Genomic DNA, 24,053 nt, shown 5'->3' with positions numbered 1-24,053 from the left:
CCTCCTGTTAATAATTTAACAATGAAGTTATTTTCTATAATATAAAACAGGAATCAAAATTTATATTTACAATTTGGAATTAAAAGAGGGCTTTTTCTTCTTAAAATTCAATTCTTGTGGTCAGATACAATACTTTTCCTCTTCCATTTCCCGAATCGATAATAGGGATAGGAAATAAGGATCCCTGCGGCCCATCCGATTGCGTAGGAAAAATAGATTTGTTCTTTACCAAAATGGTAGGCAATCAGGTAGGCGGCCGGCACTCTGACGAACCAAAGGGAGACAAAGGTAGAAATCATAGGAATCACCATTTCCCCCGCGCCGCGCAGTACGGCGTTCAGAACGAATAAAATCGCCAACACAAAGAAAAATGGCAGCACGCAGTGCAGATACGCAACACCCGCGCTGATAACCTCTGGTTTAGGGTTAAACATCCGCATAATCGAAGCGCTGAGTGGATAAACGATGGCGCTGATCGCAATGCTGGAACCAACCGCCAGAACGAGACCTGCCTTGGTACCAGACTTTATACGCTCAATCTTAGAAGCGCCGATGTTTTGCCCAACATAGGTTGTAACAGCGGTTGAAAAACTCAGAATAGGCATGAAAGCAAAGGTGTCGACTTTATTTGCGCCGTTAAAGCCCGCCATAAAGGAAGAGCCGTAGGAATTGACCAATGTCTGCATGACCATAATCCCAATGGAAAATAGTGCCTGCTGTATTCCCGAGGGGATGCCGAGCTTAATCGCCTTTTGAAACAGTTCCTTGTGGAATTTGTGTTTCAGCGGGTTGATATGGATGAATGAGAAATGCCGGTTGATAAAGGTAATCCCGAAAACCCAGGAACAGAACTGGGCGATAATCGTGGCCAACGCTACGCCGAATACGCCCCAGCCGAAAACGACGGTGAATGAAAGGTCGAGCACAATATTAATGATGGTTGCGACCAACAAAAACAGCAGGGAAGTCCGGCTGTCGCCGAGTCCCTGTAAAATGCCGGCGTTAATGTTGTATCCCAGGTTACCGATTATGCCGGCAAAGATCACAACCAAATATACTTTGGCCATTGCGAGGGTTCCGTCGTCGGGGACGTTCATTAATCTCAGAAGTGGCTCACTGAATAAAATACCCATGATGGTCAGTGGAACCGTTCCGACCATCATGGCTATATAAATTGTATTGACTGTATTTTGAATGTTTTTAAAGTCCTTCGCTCCGTAATACTGGGAAATCATAATGGTAGAGCCGATTCCAAGCCCAATAAACAGGGAACTCAGCATAAAGATGATCGGGAAGCCGGTGCCGACAGCCGCTAGGGCTTTTTCCCCGACGAAATTGCCGACGACAATGCTGTCGACCATATTGTAAAGCTGCTCGAATATGTTTCCCAACAAAAGCGGGATAGAAAATGCAAATAAAAGCTTATATGGATTTCCGAATGTCATATCCGTAGCGCCGGATAGTTTTTTCACAGAATGATACTCCTTTCGATTTACATACCTTCTTTCATAGCAGCAGCCATGCGAATTAATTCGACTGCCCCGCTGATCCCTGTTGCCGAGGAATCAAGGGTAAGGTGGTAGTTTTCAAGATTTCCCCATTTTTTGTTGGTATAGAAATTATAGTAGTTCGCACGCTGTTTATCCATCTTTGAAAGAATATCGGCTGCTTTTCCCGGATCGGTATGATATTCCTGCACAATTCTTTCCATACGGCTCAGCTTATCCGCATGGATAAACACATTGAATACGTGTTCCATATCTTTCAGCACATAATCGGCACATCGGCCGACGATAACGCAGGGACCGGCTTTTGCTGCCTTTTTCATAATATCCGCTTGAATAAAAAACAGCATGTCGTTTAGTGGCATGCCGCCAATGGGTGAAACAGTACTTGCGAAAGGGAAACTGCCCATCAGGAGGGAATACAATAGACTCCCAGTCGCTTTTTCGTCCGCCTTTTCGAATACGGTTTCACTAATCCCGCATTCTTTTGCGGCCAGAGCGATCAATTCTTTGTCATAAAAAGGAATGTTCAGTTCATTTGCCAGCTTTTGGCCAATTTCACGGCCGCCGCTGCCGTATTGCCGTGCGATTGTGTAAATTGTTCTGGATTCCATTGTAATCCCCCGCTTTCATTTATTTTGTACTGCTTGTGCCGGTGCTGGCCGAAGCCGCGCTGCTTGTTGCTGCGCGGCTGGTACCTGTGTTGGAAACAGCACCGTTTGATGCGCCGGATGCTGCGGAAGAGCTGCTTGGAGCAACCGCATTGCCTGCTGTGGAACTGGTTCCATTTTTGTTGGAAGGATATTTGACGATGGTGATTTCAACACGACGGTTTTTGGCCCGGCCTTCCGGCGTATGATTGGAAGCAATTGGGGAGAAGTGGGCAAATCCCTGAATAGACAGCTTATCTTGCTGAAGCCCGTAGCTGACAAAATAATTCATTACGGTAATGGCGCGTTCTGTCGATAACCTCCAGGACACTTGGTCGCTGGCTACGGTATGCTCGCCTACGTCGGCGGTATGGCCGCTGATCGTGATATAATCCACACGGTCATAAACTTTGGCGATCGCTTTTTCAATCTCCAGCAGGATCGGTTCGCTTGAAGGCAGCATTGTGGGGCTGTCCGGCTTAAACATCAGCGTATCCTTCAAATGAATTTTGACGTATGTATCGGAATTGACAAGCCCTACGGAATTGTCAAGGTTATTTTTATCCACATAATCCTGAAGAATATGGTAAACCTCATCAAGCGCGTCCTCGTTGACTGCGGTGCCTTTACCGGAACCTTGCTTGCCGGTCCCGGTTCCATTTCCGGTGCCGGTGCCCGTCCCCGTGCCTGTTCCCTTTGCGTTGCTTAAACTGCTTGCAGTACCCATGGTGACGCCGAAATTTTCCGCCATCTGCGCTACTTTTTTTGCGTCGATGGTACTCATGGAATAGAGAATAATAAACAAAGCAAGTAGGAGAGTGATCATATCAGAATAAGTAAGGAGCCATCTTTCACTATTTTCTTCAGCTTCGGGCTCTTCTTTTCGTTTTTTAGCCATGAATTCCCCTCCAGATTATTTTTGAATTCCTTCTTTATACAGCTTGTCGCCTTTCGGAAATGCCTGATAGTATGCGGAAAGTTTGTTTTCAATGCCGCGCGATGCTTCGCCGCGGGCGATCATGCAGATTCCCTCCATCATCATTTCCCGGATAATCATCTGGCGCTTCAATGTGTTTTTCAAACGGTTGGCAAACGGCATATAAATCAGGTTCGCGAAAACAACGCCGTATAATGTAGCAATAAACGCAACACCAATTGAGGCAACCAGCTGTTCCGCGTCCGTCATGTGGGACAGAACCTGTACCAGTCCCATAACCGTACCGATAACGCCAAGGGTAGGCGAATAACCGGCTGCGCTGACCCAAACGGAGACCTCGATTTGCTTTTTCGCGTTAAACGTACTGATATTGGATTCTAGTGCTTCGTGGATTTCGTCGGCGTTTTTCATATCCAGCGCAAGAACCATACCTTCTTTTAATACAGTATATTCATCCTTATCCAGATCGGGGTCGTTAATTAATTCCTGCAATTTCAAAATACCGCCCTGGCGGCAAGTATCCGCCATACTCGTAATTTTTTGGATAACCTCGGTTGGATTGCCGGAAGATTTATTTGAAAAGGTTCCAAGAACCGCTTTAAAAGAAGCAGCAAGATCCGAAAGATTGTAGGATAGGATTGTTGCACCCGCTGTTCCGCCGAAAACAATTAAAGCCGGGCTGAGCAAAAACAGGGAAGCCAAAACGCCATGTTCCAATGTATAACCAACAATCAAGCATCCGAAAGCTACGACAAGTCCTAAAATTACTGAAATATCCACAAACATACCTCCGATATTGCATTGAACGTTTTCGTTCGGAATGATTAAATTGGATTTACGTAGTTACATAAATCGACACATTACAAACACCTAATTTTTATATCGACAGGATTGTTTGAATCTGTAGGAATTAATAAAAATTTCTTAAAATATAATATCAATGAAATTAATAAGGGAATGTTACAATATTCTTCATAAAAAACGAGTTTGTCTTGACAATTTTTTTCAAGCAGCATATAATAATTTAAAAATAATACATAGAAACCGATGATTAAGAGTAGTAAACCGGTATTTTGTTCGCAAAGAGAGCCGTAGATGGTGGGATTGCGGCGGAGCATGACCGGTGGAATGGACTTATGAGGGCAAAACGAAAAGCGGTTGAGCCGCCGAGTAGCTTTTGACGGGAACTTCACCCGTTATCAAGGAAGCATACATGATTGTGTATGGAAAAAGCGGGCGTGTTTAACGCCAATTTGGGTGGTACCGCAGGAGTGAATGCTCTTGTCCCTGTTTAGCAGGGGCAAGGGCTTTTTTATTTCCAATTTCAGGTCAAGGAGTGGCGATTATGCGTTTATTTAACAAGCGATGGCGGGGCTGTCATTTTTAAAATCCATTTTCATCAAAATAACTTTACATGCGGGGAGAAATTGATATGAAAAATGCAATGAAAAGAATATTGGCGGTATTTACGGCAGTTTCTGTAATGGCGGCGCTGGCTGCCTGTTCATCCGGTTCGGCAGGTTCTGCCGATGGGAAAACGGATGGCCCGAAAAAATATAAAATCGGCGTGATCCAGTATGCGACGCACCCTTCGCTGGATAACTGCTATACAGGCTTTCAGCAGGGGCTTGAAGAAGCCGGGCTGAAAGACCATACGATTGATTTTCAAAACGCGCAGGGGGACAATGCGAATGGTGACCTGATTGCAAAGAATATGGTTTCTAAGAAGTACGACTTAATCGTGGGCATTGCAACGCCGGCGGCCATGTCCGCATACAGCGCGGCAAGAAGCGCGAATATCCCGGTTGTGTTCACCGCGGTTTCCGATCCGGTTGCGGCTGGTATTGTGAAATCCAACGAAAAGCCCGGAGGAAACTGTACGGGCACATCCGATGTTCTGCCTCTTGAACAGCAGATTAAAATGATCCGTGCGTTTTTGCCCGTCGCAAAGAAAATCGGGATTCTGTACACGACAAGCGAGCCGAATTCCGTTTCCCAGTTAGCGAAGTTTAAAGCGCTTGCACCGAAATACAATTTTGAGGTTGTGGATATCGGTGTGACAAATGCTTCCGAAGTTGCTGCCGCTGCGGCTTCCATTGTTTCAAAGGGGGTTGACTGCATCAATAACTTCACCGACAACAATGTGGTGGATAACCTGTCCACCGTTCTGCAGGTTGCGGACGGCGCGAAAATTCCCGTTTTCGGTTCCGAAGAGGAGCAGGTGAAAAACGGGTGCCTTGCATCGCAGAGCATCGATTATGTTGCGCTTGGAAAGGTAACCGGAAAGATGGCGGCGGATATTCTGACGGGAAGGGCAAAAGCTTCCGATACCCCGGTATATATGGTGAAGGACTGCACCCCGGTATACAACAAAGCGGTTATGGAGAAGCTTCAATTGAAGTTGCCGGAAGAATACGCAACGGCCGCCGCGGTAACGAAATAATAGAAAGCTGGGGAACACAAGATGGATATCCTACTCGGCCTGCTTGTAAATGTGCTGCAGGAAGGCTTTATTTACGGCATTATGGCCATTGGCGTTTATATTACCTATAAGGTGCTGGATTTCCCCGATCTGTCGGTTGACAGTACCTTCCCGCTCGGTTCCTGCATTGCCGCCGTGCTGATTACCGCCGGCGTTGACCCGTGGCTTTCCTGTCTAGCAGCCTTCGGCTGCGGCGCAATCGCGGGCTGTGTCACCGGATTGCTGCATGTAAAGCTGAAAATAACGGATCTGCTTTCGGGTATTCTGGTGATGACCGGACTGCTGAGCGTCAATCTGGTGATTTTGGACGGAAAAGCGGTCATGCCTTTTTATAACAAGGACACCATTTTTAATTCCGGATTTTTCGGTACCGTTGCCGGAAACCTTTCCGCCGATTTCCGGGTATTGGTAATCGTAGCAGGAACCTGCATCCTTGTCAAGCTTCTGCTGGATGTATATTTGAAAACGAAATCCGGCCTTTTACTCCGCGCGGCGGGCGATAATGCGCAGTATGTTATTTCGCTCGGGAAAAATCCCGGTACAATGAAAATTATCGGGTTGGCCATCGGCAATGGCTGCACAGCGCTTGCCGGCTGCATTTTGAGCCAGCAGACAGAGACCGCGAATGTGGCGAGCGGGAAGGGTATGGTCGTTATGGCGCTTGCTTCCGTTATCATTGGCACCAGTCTTCTCCGTAAAGCTAAATTCATCAAAGCGACGACCGCTGTCATAATCGGTTCCATCCTGTATAAAGCCTGCCTGACGATTGCCATGCAGCTTGGAATGCCGACAAACTACCTCAACTTTTTAATGGCGGTCATACTTACGGTTGTGCTGGTTTTCAATAAGGTTTTTGCGGGAAGGGGGAAGAATTCGAATGTCAACCCAACACAAATCTGATACGATGGCGGACTATGTGGCGATGCGCCGAATCTGTAAAACCTTTAACCGCGATTCCCTGAATGAAATCCGGCTGTTCCAAAATTTTAATCTGGAAATCCCCAAGGGGCAGTTTGTGGCTGTTATCGGGAGCAACGGTTCCGGGAAAACAACCATTTTGAATATCCTCTGCGGCAGCGTTCCCATCGACAGCGGCTCCGTATCCGTTAATGGGAAAGAAATCAGCAGATTGCCGGAACATCAGCATTCCGAATTTATCGGGCGCGTGTTTCAGGATCCTTCCAAGGGAACCTGCCCACAGTTAACGATCCTGGAAAATATGGCCCTTGCGGACAATAAAGGGACGCGTTTCGGTTTGCATTTCGGCATTAACAGGAAGCGTATCCCTTACTACCGTTCACAGCTGGAGCTTTTAAAGCTCGGCTTGGAGGATAAACTGAATCTGCCGGTTTCCAGTCTTTCCGGCGGGCAGCGGCAGGCGCTCGCTCTGTTGATTTCCACGATGACGCCGATTGACCTTTTGATTCTGGATGAACACACAGCGGCGCTGGACCCCCGTTCCAGCGAAAATGTTATGGAGCTGACGCAGCGTATTGTCGGCGAGAAAAAATTGACGGTGCTTATGGTTACACATAATCTGAAATACGCCATACGCTATGGCGACAGGCTCATTATGATGCATCGGGGCGGGATTGTTCTTGACGCAGCCGGGGAAGAGAAGGTCGCTTTACAAACGAAGGATTTAACGGAGAAATTTAATGAAATCAGTCTGGAAGACGGAAATTAATAAAGAAGGTTTGCTTTCAGGTTTTTAAATCCGAAAAAATAACGGCATAGCGGATCATCGTTTATTTGTATGAACCGGCTATGCCGTTTTTGGTTCTTGCCGGATGTGGAAGTCAATGGTATTCACGCAAAAATACGGTGTGCGGTGAAAGGTGTTTTATCTTTGTTTACAAATTTTCATCTCAATATGTTATAATATTTGTAATTCCTGTTGGAGGCAGATACAGCCGTTGGCAGCCACCCCTTTGCATAGCTTAAAAAGCAAGCAAAATGTAGTACAAATATTGTCACAGGACTAAAAAAGCAAAGATATCTCATGTTTCCTAGGAACATTGAAAGGATCTGCAACGTTATGCTTGCAGGGCGGATGACTTTTGAAGTTTGTCCAGCGTAAATTTCAGCGAATGGCAGCGTAGTGTTTAAGAGGTGATGATTTGAACGAGTTAACTGGAAAATTTCGAGAAGTGCTGACGTCCGTATTACCGATTACATGTATTGTTTTGTTACTCCATTTTACTGTAAGCCCATTAGAAGCGAATATGCTATACGCTTTTCTCATTGGTTCCGCTCTGGTAATTATCGGTTTGACGATATTCCTGTTCGGAATTGATCAGGGGCTGGAACCCATTGGGCATGGCATTGGCAATGCCATTACGCAATCCAACAGCTACGCCGTATTGGTTACTGTCAGCTTGATTTTAGGTTTTTTTATTTCCTGTGCAGAGCCGGATATACATATTCTTGCGAAACAGGTGGACAGCGTAACTTCCGGTCAGTTTAAGAAAGACCTGATGGTATTTGCTGTTTCTGTTGGAATTGGGACGATGATGACTCTTGGAATGCTGCGCATCCTTAGGAATATCCGGCTGAAATTTGTGTTTACTTGCGCATATGCCCTAATTTTTCTCCTGTCATTGTTCTCATCGCCGGATTTTCTGGCCATCGCATTTGATGCTTCCGGGGCTACGACGGGCGCGATTACCGTTCCCTTTATGTTGGCATTGGCTGCCGGCGTTTCCACTATGAAAAAAGACAGTAAACTGAGTGAAGCCGACAGTTTCGGTTTGGTGGGTATTTCTTCGGCAGGCGCAATCTTCGGCGTTTTAATTGCCGGCCTTTTTCTTGAAGGCGAGAAACTGAACGGCTCTTTGCCGGAAGCGGAAATAACGCACGGTAATCTTTTGGAGGCGTATGGTTCCAAACTGTTTCACATTGCATGGGAGTCCTTCTTGACACTGCTGCCGATTATTATTGCATATATCATATTTCAGGTGTTTTTCTTTAAAGACAGAAAACGTGAGGTAATCGATATTTTCCGGGGCTTAGTCTTGACTTTTTTAGGACTTGTGGTATTTTTATTGGGTGTGAATGGCGGGTTTATGGAAGTAGGCACGCAGTTGGGAATACGGCTTGCTTCGATGGACTCAAACATTCCGGTTCTCCTTATAGCTTTGCTGCTCGGGCTTACTACTGTCTTGGCCGAACCGGCTGTCCATGTCTTAACCTATCAGGTGGAGGACGTCACCGGCGGGTCAGTCAAACGCAATTTGGTTCTCATATTCTTGTCTGTGGCAGTAGGCTTGTCAATCTTTATGTCTGCTTTGAGGATTCTCATACCCAGTATCCAGTTATGGATGTATTTGCTTCCTGGATTTGGCCTCGCCGTAATATTGGCTTACTTTATACCTGACTTATTTGTGGGTATGGCATATGATACAGGCGGCGTTGCTTCCGGACCGATGACGGCCACTTTCTCCCTTGCCTTTGTCCAGGGGGTTGCTGCACAAGTTCCGACGGCCGATGTGGTGGTAGATGGCTTTGGTATGATAGCAATTGTTGCAATGATGCCGATTCTAGCAATCGAACTGCTTGGCGCACTTTATCAGGCAAAATCGCGCAAGGCATCTGATTCTGCTTTAAATGAATGATCGACAGGAGGTAATCATGGATAAGCAAATGGAGGAACAGGCTGTCCAACAACCGTTTCTGCTGATGACACTCATCCTAAGTGAACATCAATGCCAGAAATTTGTCCGTATTGCCAAAATGAAAGAGATGCACGACGGGATAATACTGCTTGGCAAAGGCACGGTAAAAAGTCCTACTTTAAATTTGTTTGGCATAAAGAGCCAGAAAAAGGAAATTGTTAATATCCTCATTGTGAAAGAAAAAGCAATAGAGACACTAGATTTTTTTACCAAAGAGCTCCAGCTTGATGAACCCGGTCATGGAATTATCTATACGATGCCTGTAACAGTCGCGAGCCAGATAATTAACAATAAGCAGGGCACTTGGAATATAGTGCAAGGTATGGAGGAAGAGAGTATGTTCAAAAAACTGACGGTAGTTGTCAATCGCGGCATGGCGAACGATGTAATGGATATTGCACGCAAATTAGGTGTCAAGGGCGGTACAATCCTGCATGGTCGGGGAACCGGTTCGAACTTCGCTACCAAATTGCTCGGCATGGAAATAGAACCGGAGAAGGAATTGGTTATAATTCTTATGCCAAGCGAGTTAATCGATAAAGTAGTGGATCATTTGTTTCAAGAGCTTCACATGAACCTTCCCGGAAATGGGATTTTGTTTGTGGAACCGGTTTTGGATGTCCGGGGACTTTTTGATATGCATTGCAACAATAAGGATGGCTAAGGATTCAATTATCTTATTCATAAGTGTAAAAAAATGGAAAGACTGCACCGAAGGTTTTGTCCCTCGGTGCAGTCTTTCCTTTTGTGCCCCTTGCGCCTCCGCTTGAAGCGGGATGGTTAAAACCGTCTTGCTTTCGTAAATCCCCAAGCCCTGCTCATCTGGCGCGTTTTTTTATAATGCGGAGCAGTCTTCGGACAGGCGGTTGTTTTCAATATTTTTGATTACATCCGCCATGGTGGTTCCTGTCAGCACTTCGTTTACATTTTTGTCGATGACGTCCCAGACGTTTTTGTTCAAGAAGCTTCGTATTTTCGTTGTTGGCCCGAATTTGTCGTACACGGACATGTCCCCCTCCAAAACCGTCATGATTTCGTAGAGGGTGATTTCATCCGCCGGTTTTGCAAGCATGTAACCGCCCTGCGCGCCGGCAATGCCGATCACCAGGCCCGCGCGCTTTAAATAGGAAAAGATGCTTTCCAGGTAATTCAGCGATAAATCTTGGCGCTCGGATATGCCGGCAAGCGACGCGCAGCCCCCGTTGCTGTTGACTGCCAAATCGATCATGGCGCGTAGGCCGTATCTTCCTTTAGTGGATATCTTCATTTTCCGCACCGTCGCTTTCCTTCATAAACTGGTCTTTCAGCATTTCCAGCGTCTGTTTGTCCGCTGTTTTTGCAATTGCATCTGAAATCCGGATCCAAACGTACCGGCTTATGCAGTTTGAGCGGGCCTTGCTTTTACAGGAGGACAAATTGGCCACGCAGGAAACCGGTACAAGATCCCCGTCGATTGCGCGGATGATCCTGCCGACCGTAATTTCGTTTTCCGGATACCCCAAAGTGAAGCCGCCCTTTGCACCGCGTACCGTTGATACCAGGCCGGCTTTTTTTAAGGTGAAAAATATTTGTTCCATATATGCCGGGGATACGGCTGTACCGGCGGCTATTTCTTTCACAGTAAGCAGACGGTCCTTTCCGTAAACCGCCATATACAGCATCCCTTCAAGCGCGTAACGACTTTTCGTAGATAACTTCATAGGTTTTCTCTCCTTACAATTCCTTATCTTAGCAGCCTTCCGGAATCCTTGCAATATAAAGTTAAGTTTTCCTATTGACTTTATTATATATAAAGCGTATACTAATTGCAAGATAAATATATTACTAAATTGGTAGGATTTATAATGAATTGGAAGGCGAGCTCGTGAAAAGGCTACATTTCTTAAGAGCCAACCGGAATATTTATTGTTGCGGCTTGTAAAGCTCCATGATGAAATACTATAATAAGAAATAGATTGATTGAAGGAGAGACCATTATGGCTATTGCGAAGAATTTGACGGAACTGATTGGCAATACCCCTCTTTTAGAGCTGACAAATTATGAAAAGGCGGAAAACCTGGAAGCAAACGTTGTGGGAAAGCTGGAATATTTTAATCCCCTTTCCTCCGTTAAGGATCGGGTCGGCTACGCGCTGATTAAAGACGCGGAAGAAAAAGGGGTTATCAATAAGGATACGACCATCATCGAGCCGACCAGCGGCAATACCGGCGTGGGACTTGCGTTTGTCGCGGCGGCGAGAGGGTACCGCATTATTCTGACCATGCCTGAAACGATGAGCCTTGAGCGCCGCAGGCTGGTTTCTGCGCTGGGTGCGGAGCTTGTGCTGACAGAAGGGGCGAAGGGAATGAGGGGCGCGATTGAAAAGGCAAACGAGCTTGCCAAGGAAATCCCGAATTCCTATATTCCCGGCCAGTTTGTGAACCCCGCCAATCCGGCGGTGCACCGCGCAACGACCGGGCAGGAAATCTGGCGCGATACCGACGGGAAGGTCGACATTTTTGTCGCGGGAATCGGTACGGGAGGTACGGTTACCGGCGTTGGTGAGGCGCTCAAAGCGCACAATCCGAATGTGAAGGTCGTCGGCGTTGAGCCGGCCAGCTCTCCGGTTATTACCGAGGGAAAATCCGGCCCGCATAGCATTCAGGGAATTGGCGCGGGTTTTGTCCCGGATATTCTGAACACCGATGTCCTGGACGAAGTGATTCCCGTAGCGAATGAGGACGCGTTTTCCACTACGAAAAAACTTGCGGCACGCGAGGGCCTTTTGGTGGGCATTTCCGCGGGCGCGGCTGTATTTGCCGCAGCCCAGCTTGCACAACGTCCGGAAAACAAGGGAAAGCTGATTGTGGCGCTCCTGCCGGATACCGGCGAGCGTTATCTTTCTACCGGCGTGTTCGACTAACAGTATCCTATCCAGCTCGGAGCCCTGGCAGAGAAATCTGCCGGGGCTTTTCCGCATGTTTTAGCAGGTATTCGTCCCTGTACGGTTTCCAGTACAGTATATTATTGCGCAGAAACCCTCCCATACTTCTGTGTGGCGTGATACTTAGTCCGGAATAGTGTAGACTTGTGCGCTTTTCGAATTGAAAAGAATTGATTTATGGGCGCGTAGTTGCGTTTCAGGGCACTTCATAAAAATTATACATTTATATAACATTTAAGCACTATTCCGGAAAGCAGAATGTATGTTAAAATACAATTGCAAAATTATCACAGTACTTTCACTTTGCCGGTTTAAAATAACATTACCATGCAGGGGGAATTGGTCATGTATCATATTCTTATTGTAGACGATGAGGGAAAAATAAGGGAGCTTATTAAAAAATATGCGGTTTTTGAAGGACATTCCGTAGCGGAAGCGAGCAACGGGGAAGAAGCGGTTGCCCTTTGCCGGGAGCGTCCGGAGGTGTATGATATTGTGCTGATGGATATCATGATGCCGGTTTTGGACGGATTTTCCGCGGTAAAAGAAATCCGCGAATTTTCTTCTGTTCCGGTGCTTATGCTGAGTGCGCGCGGTGAGGAATACGATAAGATACGGGGCTTTGAGCTTGGAATAGACGATTATGTCGTAAAGCCCTTTTCCCCGAAGGAGCTGATGCTTCGGATTAACGCGATTATCAAGCGCACCAACCAGGAGAAAAACGGAACGCAGAAGGATATCCGGCGCTTTGGAGGCCTTACCATTGATTTTACAGGGCGCATCGTGACGGTTGATGGGGAAAAGGTGGATCTTTCCCCAAAGGAATACGATTTGCTCTTTTATCTTGTGGACAATAATGGGATTGCCCTGACAAGGGAAAAGCTGATTACAAATGTGTGGGGCTACGATTTTTACGGCGACGACCGCACGTTGGACACTCACATTAAGCTTCTGCGGAAAAGCCTGAAGGATTACAGCCGTTATATTGTGACGCTTAGAGGGGTGGGATACCGATTTGAAGCTGAGGGAACAGTTTAGGCGGATTAGCATTAAATGGCGGATTTTCGCCTGTTTTGCGGGTTTTACACTCATTATGCTGATTCTGCTCTGGGTGTTTCAGGTGGTCTTTCTCGACCGGTTTTATCAGTTTATTAAGATTAACGAGGTGAAATCGACCGCGCAGACCATTGTGAAACATGTTGATTCTGAGGATTTTGAATCAACGCTGCAGTCTATTTCACAGGGAAATCAGGTCGCCATCCTGATCTGCGACGAATACGGGAATATATCTTATTACCAAGATATTATGCCCGCCAGCCTGATCAGCCGCCTGAATCCGCTCAGCCTTTCTCAAATCTTTTCTGCAACAACGGAGGAAGGAGGAATTTTTTTTCGGCAATTTTCAAGGGAAGACATGGCGCCGGACGGTATACACCAGATTGGCCCAAGAGGGGGAATCCAGAATATTATTTACTCCCGGATTGTGGAGAAAGCGAATGGAAGCAGGGTTATGATTCTTCTCAGTACGTCAATTTCCCCGGTCAGCGCCACCGTCAATACACTACGTATCCAATTGTTTTGTATTACGGTTTTCATGCTGGTTTTATCGCTTCTGCTTGCGCTGTTCCTTTCAAAATGGATTTCAAAGCCGATTATCAATATCAATGCGTCCGCCAAGATGCTTGGAAGTGGAAAGTATGATACGGTTTTCGATGAAACCGGATATAAAGAAATTTCCGAGCTCGGGCACACTTTGAATTACGCCGCGAGGGAGCTTTCCCGGACGGAGGAGCTTCGCCGCGATTTGATTGCGAATATTTCCCATGACCTTCGAACGCCGCTGACTATGATTAAGGGCTACGGGGAGGTTATGCGCGATCTGCCGGGCGAAAATACGCCGGAAAATGTACAGATTATTATTGATGAGGCAACCCGCCTTGCTTCTCTGGTCAGCGACGTGTTGGATATTTCGAAGCTGCAGTCCGGCACGGAGCCGCTCAGCCGCGCGGATTTCAACCTGACCGAAAGCATCCGCGTGATTCTTCAGCGGTATTCCAAGCTGACGGATTACCATATTTCCTTCCATGCGGACCGGGACATCTACGTGAACGCGGACGAACTGAAAATTTCACAGGTTGTGTACAATCTGGTAAATAACGCGATTACCTACACCGGGGCGGATAAGATCGTGGAAATTACTCAAACGGTTTCAAACGGCAAAGTACGGATTTCTGTTCGGGATACCGGCGATGGGATACCTCCGGACAAGATTAATGATATATGGGAGCGTTATTACAAGGTCGATAAAGAACATAAGCGCGCGCAGATCGGTACCGGCCTTGGCCTTTCGATTGTAAAGACGATTTTGGACATGCACGGGGGTGCTTATGGCGTACAGAGCGAAGAAGGAAAAGGAAGTCTATTCTGGTTTGAATTGGACGCCATGGAATTGTCCGATTGACGGAAATTTTTCCTATTTTGGCAATCGTATGGTATACTATTGGAAAACGGAGGGGATAACATGAATATAACCGTAATCGGCTGCGGAAGATGGGGCAGCTTTATCGCATGGTATCTTGACAGGTTGAATCATACAATCACGCTTTACGGACATGAAAATTCCAGTAAGCTGCAGGCATTTTTAGAGCAGGGCACAAATGGCATGGTAACCTTGGGCGAAGGAATCCTGCTTACTAGTGATTTGGAAAAAGCAGTTGCATTTGCGGAGATCCTAGTGATATCGATCGGGGCGCAGGGCTTTCGCGGCCTTATGCGGGAACTGGCCGCGATGGACTTAGGTGGAAAAACGATCGTGCTGTGCATGAAGGGGCTGGAAGCGGATACGGGAAAGCGCTTGACGCAGATTGCACAGGAATATGCCCCTAAGGTTCCGTCCGCCATATGGGTAGGGCCGGGGCATGTTCAGAATTTTGTCCGTGGAATCCCGAATTGCATGGTGATCGACAGCGTTAGTATGGAGATTAAGGAATACCTTGTGAAGGCGTTTTCCAGCGACCTGATTCGCTTTTATTACGGTACGGATTTGATCGGCAACGAGGTGGGCGCGGCGGCGAAAAATGTCATTGGAATTGCCGGGGGTATGCTAGACGGCCTGAACCGCACGGCATTGAAGGGCGCTTTGATGTCCCGCGGGACAAGGGAGATTGCCCGTCTGATCCAAGCGATGGGCGGAAACGAAATCACCGCGTACGGTTTAAGTCATCTGGGCGACTATGAAGCGACCGTATTTTCGGAATACAGCCACAACCGGAAATTCGGCGAGCTGTTCGTAAAAGGAAAGGACTACGGCGAATTGGCGGAGGGCGTCGCGACCACAACCGCCCTTTTAAAGCTGGGGCAGGAATACAACGTGGAGCTCCCGATCTGCCGCGCGGTTTATTCCGTCATCCATGAGGGAAGGGAACCGAAAACCGTTCTTTCCGATCTCTTTCTTCGCAGCCTGAAAATGGAGTTTTGATACAGGACCAAACAATAAGTTTGACAAAACAAACATATAAATTTACAATAGGAAGAGTTTGATTAAGAAGTGCTGCGGAAACCGCAGTAATGGAAAAGGACTGATTCGATGAGTGAAGAAAATTGCACGCATAACTGTGATTCCTGCGGCGAAAATTGCCCTTCCCGCAAGGTTAACCCCGCTGATTTTATTGAGAAACCGAATCCGATGAGTAAAATTCACAAAGTAATCGGCGTAGTAAGCGGGAAAGGCGGCGTGGGGAAAAGTATGGTAACCTCCATGCTTGCGGTTTTGCTGAACCGCCGCGGAAACCATACGGCCATTCTTGACGCGGATGTTACCGGACCCTCCATCCCGAAGGCTTTCGGGCTAAAGCAAAAGGCGATGGGCAGCGAATTCGGCCTGCTACCGGTAAAGACCAATACGGGAATCGACGTTATGTCTGTAAACCTGCTTCTGGAGGATGAAACGGCACCGGTTGTCTGGCGCGGCCCGGTGATTGCCAATACAGTCAAGCAGTTCTGGACGGACGTGATCTGGACGGATGTGGATTATCTGTTTGTTGATATGCCCCCGGGAACCGGGGACGTTCCGCTTACCGTGTTCCAGTCCATCCCGCTGGACGGCATTGTCATTGTCACTTCTCCGCAGGAGCTGGTTTCCATGATTGTTGCCAAAGCGGTGAATATGGCGAAAATGATGAACGTGCCGATTATTGGCATCGTTGAAAACATGAGCTATGTAAAGTGCCCGGACTGCGGAAAAGCCATCCCGGTTTTCGGTGAGAGCCATGTTGATGAGATCGCGGCAAAATTCGGGCTGAAAGTGCTTTGCAAATGCCCGATTGACCCGGAACTGGCAAAAAACTGCGATGTGGGACTTGCCGAGCTTGCCAACGCTCCCTGGCTGGAAGCGGCTGCGGACGTAGTGGAAAAACACAATAAGTAATGCTGAAAATAAGGGCTGCCCCGATCATGGCGATCGGGGCAGCCCTTTTGTTGCCCGGATTTTTACCGCTTCCGGGAGCCGGAAATCTCGTTCATAAACCGCTAGGAATTGGAAAAGATGGGGATAGTGATTTTTGGAAAGGAACAACGATATGGCAAAGCTCGCAAAGTATTTGAAGCCTATATTGCCGCCATGCTGCTGTCCATCCTTTTTCTTTCCGTAGAGGCGGTCATCGACCTGAACCTGCCGAACATGTCGAAAATTGTAAACGTCGGTATACAGCAGGGCGGCATTGAACAGTCCGCGCCCGAGGCAGTCAGCACCAAAGGTTTTTCCTTTATGCAGATTTTTATGACGGATGCACAGAAGAAAGCCATGGAGGACGGTTATCAACTTGTTTCGGCAAAGGGTTCCGCGGCGGAAAAAGAAGAGTATATTCAAAAATACCCTCTTCTGAAAACGGATGATATTTATGTTCGCAGCGATTTTGACCCGCAGACGGATCATTTCGTCCGGACACTTTCGGACGGGTATGATATGATTTTAAACGAAGAAATCAGCAATGTATCACAGGGGCAGAAACAGTTGCTGACGATAGCCCGCGTGATACTGGCAAACCCCCAGATTCTGATTTTGGACAAAGCGACCGGCAGCGTGGACACCCGCACAGAAATCCTGATTCAAAAGGCCATGGATAACCTGATGCGGGGTCGCACCAGCTTTGTCATTGTCACCGCCTTTCCGCAATCCGTAATGCGGATTTGATCCTTGTCATGCAAGACGGCGATATTGTAGAACAGGGAAAACATGAGGAGTTGATGCGGAAAAACGGTTTCTACGCCAGGCTGTACAATAGCCAGTTTGATACGGCGGTGCAGTAAAGGTAAATCCGCAGAAGCACCCAAAGCGGAGGATACGGCTCGGTTATGGCGGAAAATGAAAAAGGAGCGCTTCGAAAACGAAACGCTCCCGTATATTTTGTTATAATAGCCGGAAAAGGAAGGTGAACGCCGCGCCGAGCAGTATGGTTGCGGGGATTGTGATAAACCAGGTGGCGACGATATCCTTCGCCGTTGCCCATCTTACAGCGGAGAAGCGCTTAGAGGAACCCACGCCCATGATGGAGGAAGAAATCACATGGGTTGTGCTTACAGGTGCGCCTAACGAGGTCATCACCTGAATGACAGCCGCCGCCGAGGTTTCGGCTGCAAAGCCTTCTACGGGCTGAAGCTTAATCATATTCATGCCGACGGTTTTAATAATCCGCCAGCCGCCAAGCGACGTCCCAAGGGCCATGGATAGGGCGCAGACCAGTTTTACCGGAAGCGGAATACCGTCGCTTGCTTTAATAAAGCCGCCGCTGACTAACGCCAGCGTAATAATGCCCATTGTTTTCTGCGCGTCATTGCTTCCATGCGAAAAGGCCATCAATGCCGCAGAGCCGATCTGAAGCTTGGAAAACCATTTATTCACAAAACGCTCAGACGAATTCCTCAGAAGAAAATATAATAATTTCATGGCAAAAAATCCGATTACAAAGCCAATGAAAGGGGAAGTGAAGAGCGGGATAATCACTTTGTCCAAAATATTCATCCAGTTCACAACCCGAAGGTCGCCGGTCACCACGACGGCCGAACCGATCAGGCTGCCAATCAGCGCGTGGGAGGAACTGCTCGGTAGTGCGATATACCATGTAATCAGGTTCCAGACAATTGCGCCGCACAGGGCGGAAGCAATGACGTACTGCTCCAAATGCACGTTTACAATACCGGACGCAATGGTGTTTGCGACGTTTACGCTGATCAGCGCGCCAACAAAATTGAGCGAAGCCGACATAAGGGTAGCGGTGCGCGGGGTTAAAACACGCGTAGAAACGGATGTCGCAATCGAATTTGCAGTATCGTGAAACCCGTTAATGAAGTCAAAGACAATTGCGAGAAGAATTACTACAACCAGTATGACACTTACCATTTTTGAACGATCCCTTCAATGTCCAGCACAAAATCGGAAACTCGACAAATTTAGACACCGAATAGTAAGTATACTTTTTTAAAAGGCATATGTCAAGAAAGTGAAGGAATAATGCGATTTATTTCGCAAAATCCTTCAACCTTGCCGAATTTTTCTTACTTGCCGAGACAGCGGCATAAAAATGCATTGCGGGAAAAGCCGCCGGCTGATTCCGCAATGCATCGGGGGAGATATGACTTTATAGAGTGGGTTTTTGCTTTATGTATTTATTTTGTGAACCGTTTGTACAATGCGCAGAGTGATTTTTTTTCAATCCTTGAGACGTATGAGCGCGAAATCCCCAGTCTTTGTGCCACTTCCCTTTGTGTTAAAGGCTTGTGTCCGGTCAGTCCGTAGCGAAGCTCGATAATAAGCCGCTCGCGTGGAGAAAGGACTTCACGTATATAACGTTTTAGCTGTTCGGATTTAATTTTACAGTCCAAGTTTTCAAGAATATTGTCTTCTGTGGCCATAACGTCTATTAAAGTCAGCGTGTTGCCGTCTTTATCTGTATCGATTGGTTCGTTGATAGAAATATCCTGTGCGGTTTTGCGCGAGGAACGAAAAAACATCAGCACTTCGTTTTCAATGCATCTGGCCGCGTAACTGGAAAGCCGGATCCCCTTGCTGCTGTCGAAGGTATTTACAGCCTTAATCAGCCCAATCGTGCCAATCGATATTAAATCGTCCTGGTCATTGAAATTCGCGTAGTATTTTTTAATAATATGGGCGACAAGCCGAAGATTGTGTTCAATCAGCTTGTTTTTGGCTTGCAAGTCCCCGTTTTTCATGCGTTCCAGGCATTCGCGCTCCTCCTGTGCGGTGAGCGGCCGCGGGAAAGAACCGGAACCGGTAACATGAAGAATCAGAAACAACAAGCCGGAAATTGCAAAACCTAGAACGGCACCGAACATACAGCCACTCCTTTATAGTGTTGTTTTGCCATTATATGCCCTTTGCGCCTGTCTGTTGCACGTCCTTAAAGGAACAAAACCCGATAAGGCAGCGGCAAACTACATTTTGTAGTTTGCCGCTGCCCTTCTTGTACAAATCTATTCATCAGAGAATACAGAGGTGAGAGCGTCCCAAAGCTTTATAAACAGATTTTTGATTCGATCCAGTACGCTCATATCATTCTCTGATTTTTCCAGGTCCCCGTTCTCTCCATTGTTGTCGTCCAAACTGATTTCTTGCGTCCGTAGAACAATTTGGACGCTGGAGGGCGCCGGGTTTTTTGGAGAGGTAAAGGAAATCGGTTTCGCTTGTGAATCAAGATTCAGGAGATTATTATCATCCTCGAATTTATCAATTTCCTTGTCGATGGCGTCATGAATTTTATTGTTTGCGTCCCGAATGGTCGGGGTGTTCCCAATTCCGTCCAGGCTTTGCTCCAATACACTAATCAGGCCGTTCAAGGTTTTGCGTGTGCCGTCGTCCAGTTTATTTCCGCTTAACCGCACCATGGATTCCAGCGAAGCCAGGAAAGCGTGGGAGTCCGCTATTCCGTTTGTCAGGCTTTGCAACAGGTTTTGTGCGTCTTTTAGTGCGTTCACCGAATCGTCTTTGTACTGGTTCAAGGTGGTGTTTAATGTATTGATATTATCAACTAAGGATTCTGCTATCGCAAGAAGATTTTTCAAATCTGCGCCCGCATTATTCGCATGCTTTAGCAAATCGTCGGCGTCACTAATGCCTTGGTCGACTAAGCTTAAATACGAATTCACCATGTCGACGGTATCATCGCCTGTTTTTAGTAATGCATCCGATTTTCCCAATACCTCGCTGAGTTTATTGACCAAAGGGGTTGTTTCGTCGGAAACTTTTTGCAGGGATTCAAGCGTGCTTTTCGAAGTGCTTAAAACGCTCATTATGCTGGAGTCTCCGTAGTATTTGGAAACGTCTACGTTCCCGAGGGCGTCTTTTAAGCTCAGCGCATTTTTTTGCAGCGTGGCAGCGTCCTTTTGTATGGCGGGAAGAACGGCTTTTAGTTGATCGGCTTGTAATTTTGCAGCTTTTAAGTCGGAGGTCAGATCATTCGTTACTTTATCGCGCTTGCTGGCTGTACCGCTTACGTCATCCAGGTTATCACGAATGTCCTTCACATCGCTCCGAATGGAGCTGATCGAGCTGGACAGGGAACTGAGAGCGGATTTCGAGGAATTCAGCGTCTGGACAAGGGAATTCACATCGTTGTTTACATCCAGTACGAGCTGCTGTCCTTTTTGAAGATGGGGAACGAGCGCGCTGGTATTATTCGCAATCTTGGTTAAGTCCTCAAGGGATTTGTCTGCGTAGTTATAGACGTTTCCTTTGGAGGAACTGATGATGCCGCGGGCGCTGTCCAGCGAGCTTGCACCGGATTGCAGTTGGTTCAGCCCGGTTGTCATGCCTTCCATTGTCCCAAGAATTTCGTTTGTGCTGATATGTATTGCATCTAGTGAGCTTTTAAACGTGTCCTTATCCTCTTTCAGGTCTTTGATATCCTTTAACTGCTCGAGCGTGCCGGGAATCATCAGCATGAAAACGCCCGTTGTTTCAAAGCTGTTTGTGCCAATTCGGATGGTAAAGTCGTTTTCTTCCCCGGGCAGGCCTGCAAATAACACGGCTTTATAGTCGCCAAGGGACTGTAGCTGTGCGCCGGGTGCTTCCACGCTTAGTGTATCCTTCATTTTCACCAGCATGCCTACCTGCAAAAGAAAGTTGTTCTTGTAATAGTCAGCCACATTTTTATTCGGAGTGGCTTTTACATTGATTTCAACCGTTCCGGAGGCACCGGCCAGCTTTTTTGCGTCGGCAGGGACGCCGTTCAGCTTATATGACACATCAAAATTCCAAGGTATGCTAACCGTGCCGTTCTTTGGTGTGCATTGATAATAAAATCTGCCGGTCATGCCCTTCGGAAGATTCCAGCTTACGGAATCCCCGGACAAGGTCGGTTTCGCTTCCGTGGACATATTGACCACATTACTGTAACTGCCGTAGTCAGTAAACTGATTGTTCCCGTTTAAGCTGCATCCTTTCACAATTTCCACATCTTGCGTTTTTCCGTAGTAATCCAAATTTACATAAACTGCCTCATCCGTGGTAACAACTGGGGCTGCTGCCTGAGCGGAAGTAGGCATAATCGGTATTAGGACTGCAACGGAAAGAAAACCTGCTAAAACTCTTTGTAATTTCGTTTTCATGGTGATTCCTCCCTGATTATTATACGGACTGCCCGTTATGGGCGTTCAAAAACGGTATTTTAGAATTGAAATTTTGCCGCAGAACTTTTTGCTTTGCTTCTTTCTTTTCGCGCAGGCGATCCATCCGCTCCATGTGCTTTTTAATCGGTTTGTCAAAGATATAGAGCAATGCCGGAAGCACAGTAATAACCAACGTGAAACCGCACATTGTTCCTCTTCCGATCAGATGGCCGATGTCCCCGATTGCGCTGATGGAGGAAGTAAAATAAAGAATATAACCGACCATCGTAAGGATGGTTGCGGAGGTTAGAAGCGGCGGCGTGGTGGTGGCAATCGCATCAATCGTCGCCTCTTTCCGGCCAAGCCGCTGCCTGCTTTCCAGGAAGTTGTTCGTCATCAGAATAGCGTAGTCGACCGTGGCTCCCAACTGAATACAGCTTACAATGACGTATCCCATAAAGATCAGCCGGTTTCCTGTCAGATAAGGGAACAGCATATTAATGAAGATGGCAATTTCGATTGGAATAAGGATTATGACCGGAAGCAGCAGGGATTTAAAGGTAATCATAACAACGATAGCAACGGACAGCAGGGACAGCGCGTCAACAAAGTCGTAGTCGCTCGTGATCGTTGTTTTGATATCCTGTGTGAATGGCGTGGTACCAACCACATAGGAATCCTTCGGGTAATATTTTTTTACGATGGACTGGATCTGGTCAGAACATTGGAAACCCAGTTTACTTTCATCTTTTGTTTTTATGTACATCAGGATCCTTGCATAATTCTTTGTGTGAAGCTCGCTGGTGATACTCTCTGGAATAATGCTTTCCGGAAGGCCGTCCGGCAGTTTATCCGCTAAGGAAGTGATGCTCTTTGTATATTTCAGATTATCCAGTTCATTGACAAGCTTTTTTTCCGTTACCCGGGACGTATTGGGAACAATAAGCAGCAGCATGTTGCTTCGGCCGAATTGCTTGTTGATGAGCTGTTCGTCCTCATACACCTTCGTACCCATGCCGGCGCCGACGGCCTGGCTTCCGTAAACGAAGTCGGTCATTCCCTTTCCTACGTAGGCCGGATAAGCGACCAGCAATGCTATCGCAACAAAGACGAAGCGTCCCTTGAATACGCCCTTGGCAAATTTGTCGAATGGAGGGAGGAAGGGGCGGTGCGCGGTTTTTTCAATTAATCCGGCCCAGCGGATAATCAGGGACGGCATGAGAAACAGGACGGTGGCGACGCTGCAGAAAATGCCCTTTGCCAGAACGACGCCCATATCAAAGCCGATCGAGAATTTCATCAGGGCTAGAGCGATAAATCCGAAGAAGGTTGCGACGCCGCAGGCTAAAATGGATTTCGCGGAATGTCGGATAGCAACTGCGATGGCATCTTCCAGGCTCATGCCCTTTTGCCTTTCTGCTGTAAAGGAATGGATTAAGAAGATTGAGTAGTCCATGGCGACGGCCAGTTGCAGGACAGGACCGACGCTGGAGGTAAGGAAGGATATTTCCCCTAGAAAAATATTGGTTCCCATGTTGATAATTATGGCGATCCCCATGATGAGCAGGAACAGAATGGGTTCAAACCAGGATGTGGTTGTTAGAAGCAGCGTGATGAGGATTAGGATTACGCAGATTACGGTAGCCTTTTTTACTTCTATATTCAGGTTTTCACTAAGTGATTTATTTTGTACAGCCGCACCTATGAAATGACCCTTGTCGCCGGTGATAGCCTTGATTTTGTCAATTGCCTTTGAAGTCTTTTTGCTGGTATCGCCCTCGTCAAAGGTAATATCCATAACGGAATAGCCGTTTTTGTAATATTCGTCGATATCCTTGTTATCGATAAATTGGCCGGACTGGTAAATATCCTTTTTTGTATCGGCCCAAACGACCATATCCACACCGTCGACCGCTTCAATGCGGTCCTTGTAGGCCTTTGCCTGATACAGCGTCACATTGTCGATCATGACTCGCGCTGTTCCCGGATACCCGAATTCCTTTTTCATTACGCTGATTCCCTTTTGCGAAAGGGTGGTATCCGGCAGGTATTTTGTTAAGTCATAGTTAATTCCGACAAAACTGTTCAGAAAAGCGCTGATAATTACCAAGACGATGAAAAATCTTTCGATATGTTTCCGCTTGTTAATAATAAAATCGACAATAGAATGCGATTGCTTCTTTGAGTCCTGTAGTTTCATTCGTGCCGCGCTCCTATTTCATATTTTGTGCTGAAATGATCAATGATTTTGAAAATTTCG

20 protein-coding genes, 1 pseudogene and 1 other annotated feature are annotated in these 24,053 nt (G+C 47.0%); of the genes and pseudogenes, 11 read left to right on the top strand and 10 right to left on the bottom strand.

The genetic code is table 11. The annotated features are described in order from the left end of the window. Positions 1-107 precede the first annotated feature (107 nt). The 4 genes from CAGA_RS08580 to CAGA_RS08565 are packed head-to-tail and all read right to left on the bottom strand — an operon-like array spanning position 108 to position 3,872. The gene (locus CAGA_RS08580) at positions 108-1,472 is read right to left on the bottom strand and encodes an MATE family efflux transporter (RefSeq protein ID WP_243113002.1); all 1,365 of its coding nucleotides are present in this window, start codon (positions 1,470-1,472) and stop codon (positions 108-110) included. A gap of 20 nt (positions 1,473-1,492) precedes the next feature. Continuing rightward, positions 1,493-2,119, bottom strand: a complete 627-nt coding sequence (locus tag CAGA_RS08575) for a cytidylate kinase-like family protein (RefSeq protein WP_135659849.1) — start codon at positions 2,117-2,119, stop codon at positions 1,493-1,495. Between the two features lie 19 nt (positions 2,120-2,138). Next, positions 2,139-3,053 (bottom strand): OmpA/MotB family protein, encoded by a 915-nt coding sequence (locus CAGA_RS08570; protein ID WP_135659847.1) that lies wholly within the window; start codon positions 3,051-3,053, stop codon positions 2,139-2,141. A 15-nt stretch (positions 3,054-3,068) separates the two neighbouring features. Beyond that, positions 3,069-3,872 carry a motility protein A gene (locus tag CAGA_RS08565; protein ID WP_135659845.1) on the bottom strand — a complete coding sequence of 268 codons (804 nt, stop codon included), beginning with the start codon at positions 3,870-3,872 and terminating at the stop codon, positions 3,069-3,071. A 258-nt stretch (positions 3,873-4,130) separates the two neighbouring features. Continuing rightward, positions 4,131-4,384: a binding site (T-box leader), on the top strand. Between the two features lie 140 nt (positions 4,385-4,524). On the opposite strand from CAGA_RS08565, the gene CAGA_RS08560 reads away from it, so the two are divergent. From CAGA_RS08560 to CAGA_RS08540, 5 genes are all read left to right on the top strand, one after another. Further along, complete coding sequence (locus tag CAGA_RS08560; protein WP_243113001.1) at positions 4,525-5,535, top strand: ABC transporter substrate-binding protein; 1,011 nt, start codon at positions 4,525-4,527, stop codon at positions 5,533-5,535. 21 nt (positions 5,536-5,556) lie between these two features. Continuing rightward, positions 5,557-6,474 carry an ABC transporter permease gene (locus tag CAGA_RS08555; protein WP_135659841.1) on the top strand — a complete coding sequence of 306 codons (918 nt, stop codon included), beginning with the start codon at positions 5,557-5,559 and terminating at the stop codon, positions 6,472-6,474. After that, a complete protein-coding gene (locus CAGA_RS08550) occupies positions 6,452-7,261 on the top strand; it encodes an ABC transporter ATP-binding protein (protein WP_135659839.1) in 810 nt (269 codons plus the stop codon). Before CAGA_RS08555 ends, CAGA_RS08550 begins: the two co-directional genes overlap by 23 nt. Positions 7,262-7,694: 433 nt before the next feature. Beyond that, entirely contained in the window at positions 7,695-9,188 is a 1,494-nt protein-coding gene (locus CAGA_RS08545; protein WP_135659837.1) for a DUF1538 domain-containing protein, read from the top strand. 16 nt (positions 9,189-9,204) lie between these two features. After that, positions 9,205-9,912, top strand: a complete 708-nt coding sequence (locus CAGA_RS08540; protein ID WP_243113000.1) for a P-II family nitrogen regulator — start codon at positions 9,205-9,207, stop codon at positions 9,910-9,912. A 171-nt stretch (positions 9,913-10,083) separates the two neighbouring features. Here CAGA_RS08540 and CAGA_RS08535 read toward each other — a convergent pair whose 3' ends face one another. Continuing rightward, entirely contained in the window at positions 10,084-10,515 is a 432-nt protein-coding gene (locus tag CAGA_RS08535) for an RrF2 family transcriptional regulator (RefSeq protein WP_135659835.1), read from the bottom strand. Continuing rightward, on the bottom strand, positions 10,499-10,948 hold the full coding sequence (locus tag CAGA_RS08530) for an RrF2 family transcriptional regulator (protein WP_135659833.1): 450 nt from the start codon (positions 10,946-10,948) through the stop codon (positions 10,499-10,501). Before CAGA_RS08530 ends, CAGA_RS08535 begins: the two co-directional genes overlap by 17 nt. Positions 10,949-11,224: 276 nt before the next feature. Here CAGA_RS08530 and cysK point away from each other — a divergent pair, with 276 nt between their 5' ends. From cysK to CAGA_RS08500, 6 genes and pseudogenes are all read left to right on the top strand, one after another. Continuing rightward, positions 11,225-12,151, top strand: a complete 927-nt coding sequence (cysK, locus tag CAGA_RS08525; protein ID WP_207669565.1) for a cysteine synthase A — start codon at positions 11,225-11,227, stop codon at positions 12,149-12,151. A gap of 366 nt (positions 12,152-12,517) precedes the next feature. Then, entirely contained in the window at positions 12,518-13,210 is a 693-nt protein-coding gene (locus CAGA_RS08520; RefSeq protein WP_135659831.1) for a response regulator transcription factor, read from the top strand. Then, entirely contained in the window at positions 13,188-14,633 is a 1,446-nt protein-coding gene (locus tag CAGA_RS08515) for a sensor histidine kinase (protein ID WP_243112999.1), read from the top strand. The genes CAGA_RS08520 and CAGA_RS08515 overlap by 23 nt, the downstream gene beginning before the upstream one ends. A 60-nt stretch (positions 14,634-14,693) precedes the next feature. Next, on the top strand, positions 14,694-15,650 hold the full coding sequence (locus tag CAGA_RS08510; RefSeq protein ID WP_135659829.1) for an NAD(P)H-dependent glycerol-3-phosphate dehydrogenase: 957 nt from the start codon (positions 14,694-14,696) through the stop codon (positions 15,648-15,650). 108 nt (positions 15,651-15,758) lie between these two features. Next, positions 15,759-16,598, top strand: a complete 840-nt coding sequence (locus tag CAGA_RS08505) for an Mrp/NBP35 family ATP-binding protein (RefSeq protein WP_135659827.1) — start codon at positions 15,759-15,761, stop codon at positions 16,596-16,598. Positions 16,599-17,102: 504 nt separating this feature from the next. After that, a pseudogene (locus tag CAGA_RS08500) lies at positions 17,103-17,479 on the top strand (ATP-binding cassette domain-containing protein); the annotation flags it as partial. Positions 17,480-17,579: 100 nt separating this feature from the next. Here CAGA_RS08500 and CAGA_RS08495 read toward each other — a convergent pair. From CAGA_RS08495 to CAGA_RS08480, 4 genes are all read right to left on the bottom strand, one after another. Then, on the bottom strand, positions 17,580-18,569 hold the full coding sequence (locus CAGA_RS08495; RefSeq protein ID WP_135659825.1) for an inorganic phosphate transporter: 990 nt from the start codon (positions 18,567-18,569) through the stop codon (positions 17,580-17,582). A gap of 266 nt (positions 18,570-18,835) precedes the next feature. Next, the gene (sigK, locus tag CAGA_RS08490) at positions 18,836-19,522 is read right to left on the bottom strand and encodes an RNA polymerase sporulation sigma factor SigK (protein ID WP_135659823.1); all 687 of its coding nucleotides are present in this window, start codon (positions 19,520-19,522) and stop codon (positions 18,836-18,838) included. Positions 19,523-19,660: 138 nt separating this feature from the next. Next, entirely contained in the window at positions 19,661-21,793 is a 2,133-nt protein-coding gene (locus CAGA_RS08485) for a coiled-coil domain-containing protein (protein WP_135659821.1), read from the bottom strand. Positions 21,794-21,812: 19 nt separating this feature from the next. Continuing rightward, the gene (locus CAGA_RS08480; protein ID WP_135659819.1) at positions 21,813-23,993 is read right to left on the bottom strand and encodes an efflux RND transporter permease subunit; all 2,181 of its coding nucleotides are present in this window, start codon (positions 23,991-23,993) and stop codon (positions 21,813-21,815) included. Between the last annotated feature and the right edge of the window lie 60 nt (positions 23,994-24,053).

The sequence above is a fragment of the Caproiciproducens galactitolivorans genome (genome assembly GCF_004768785.1).
In the GTDB taxonomy this organism is placed as follows: domain Bacteria; phylum Bacillota; class Clostridia; order Oscillospirales; family Acutalibacteraceae; genus Caproiciproducens; species Caproiciproducens galactitolivorans.
The sequence above is the reverse complement of the archived record's forward strand: the minus strand, read 5'-3'. Positions and strand labels throughout refer to the sequence as shown.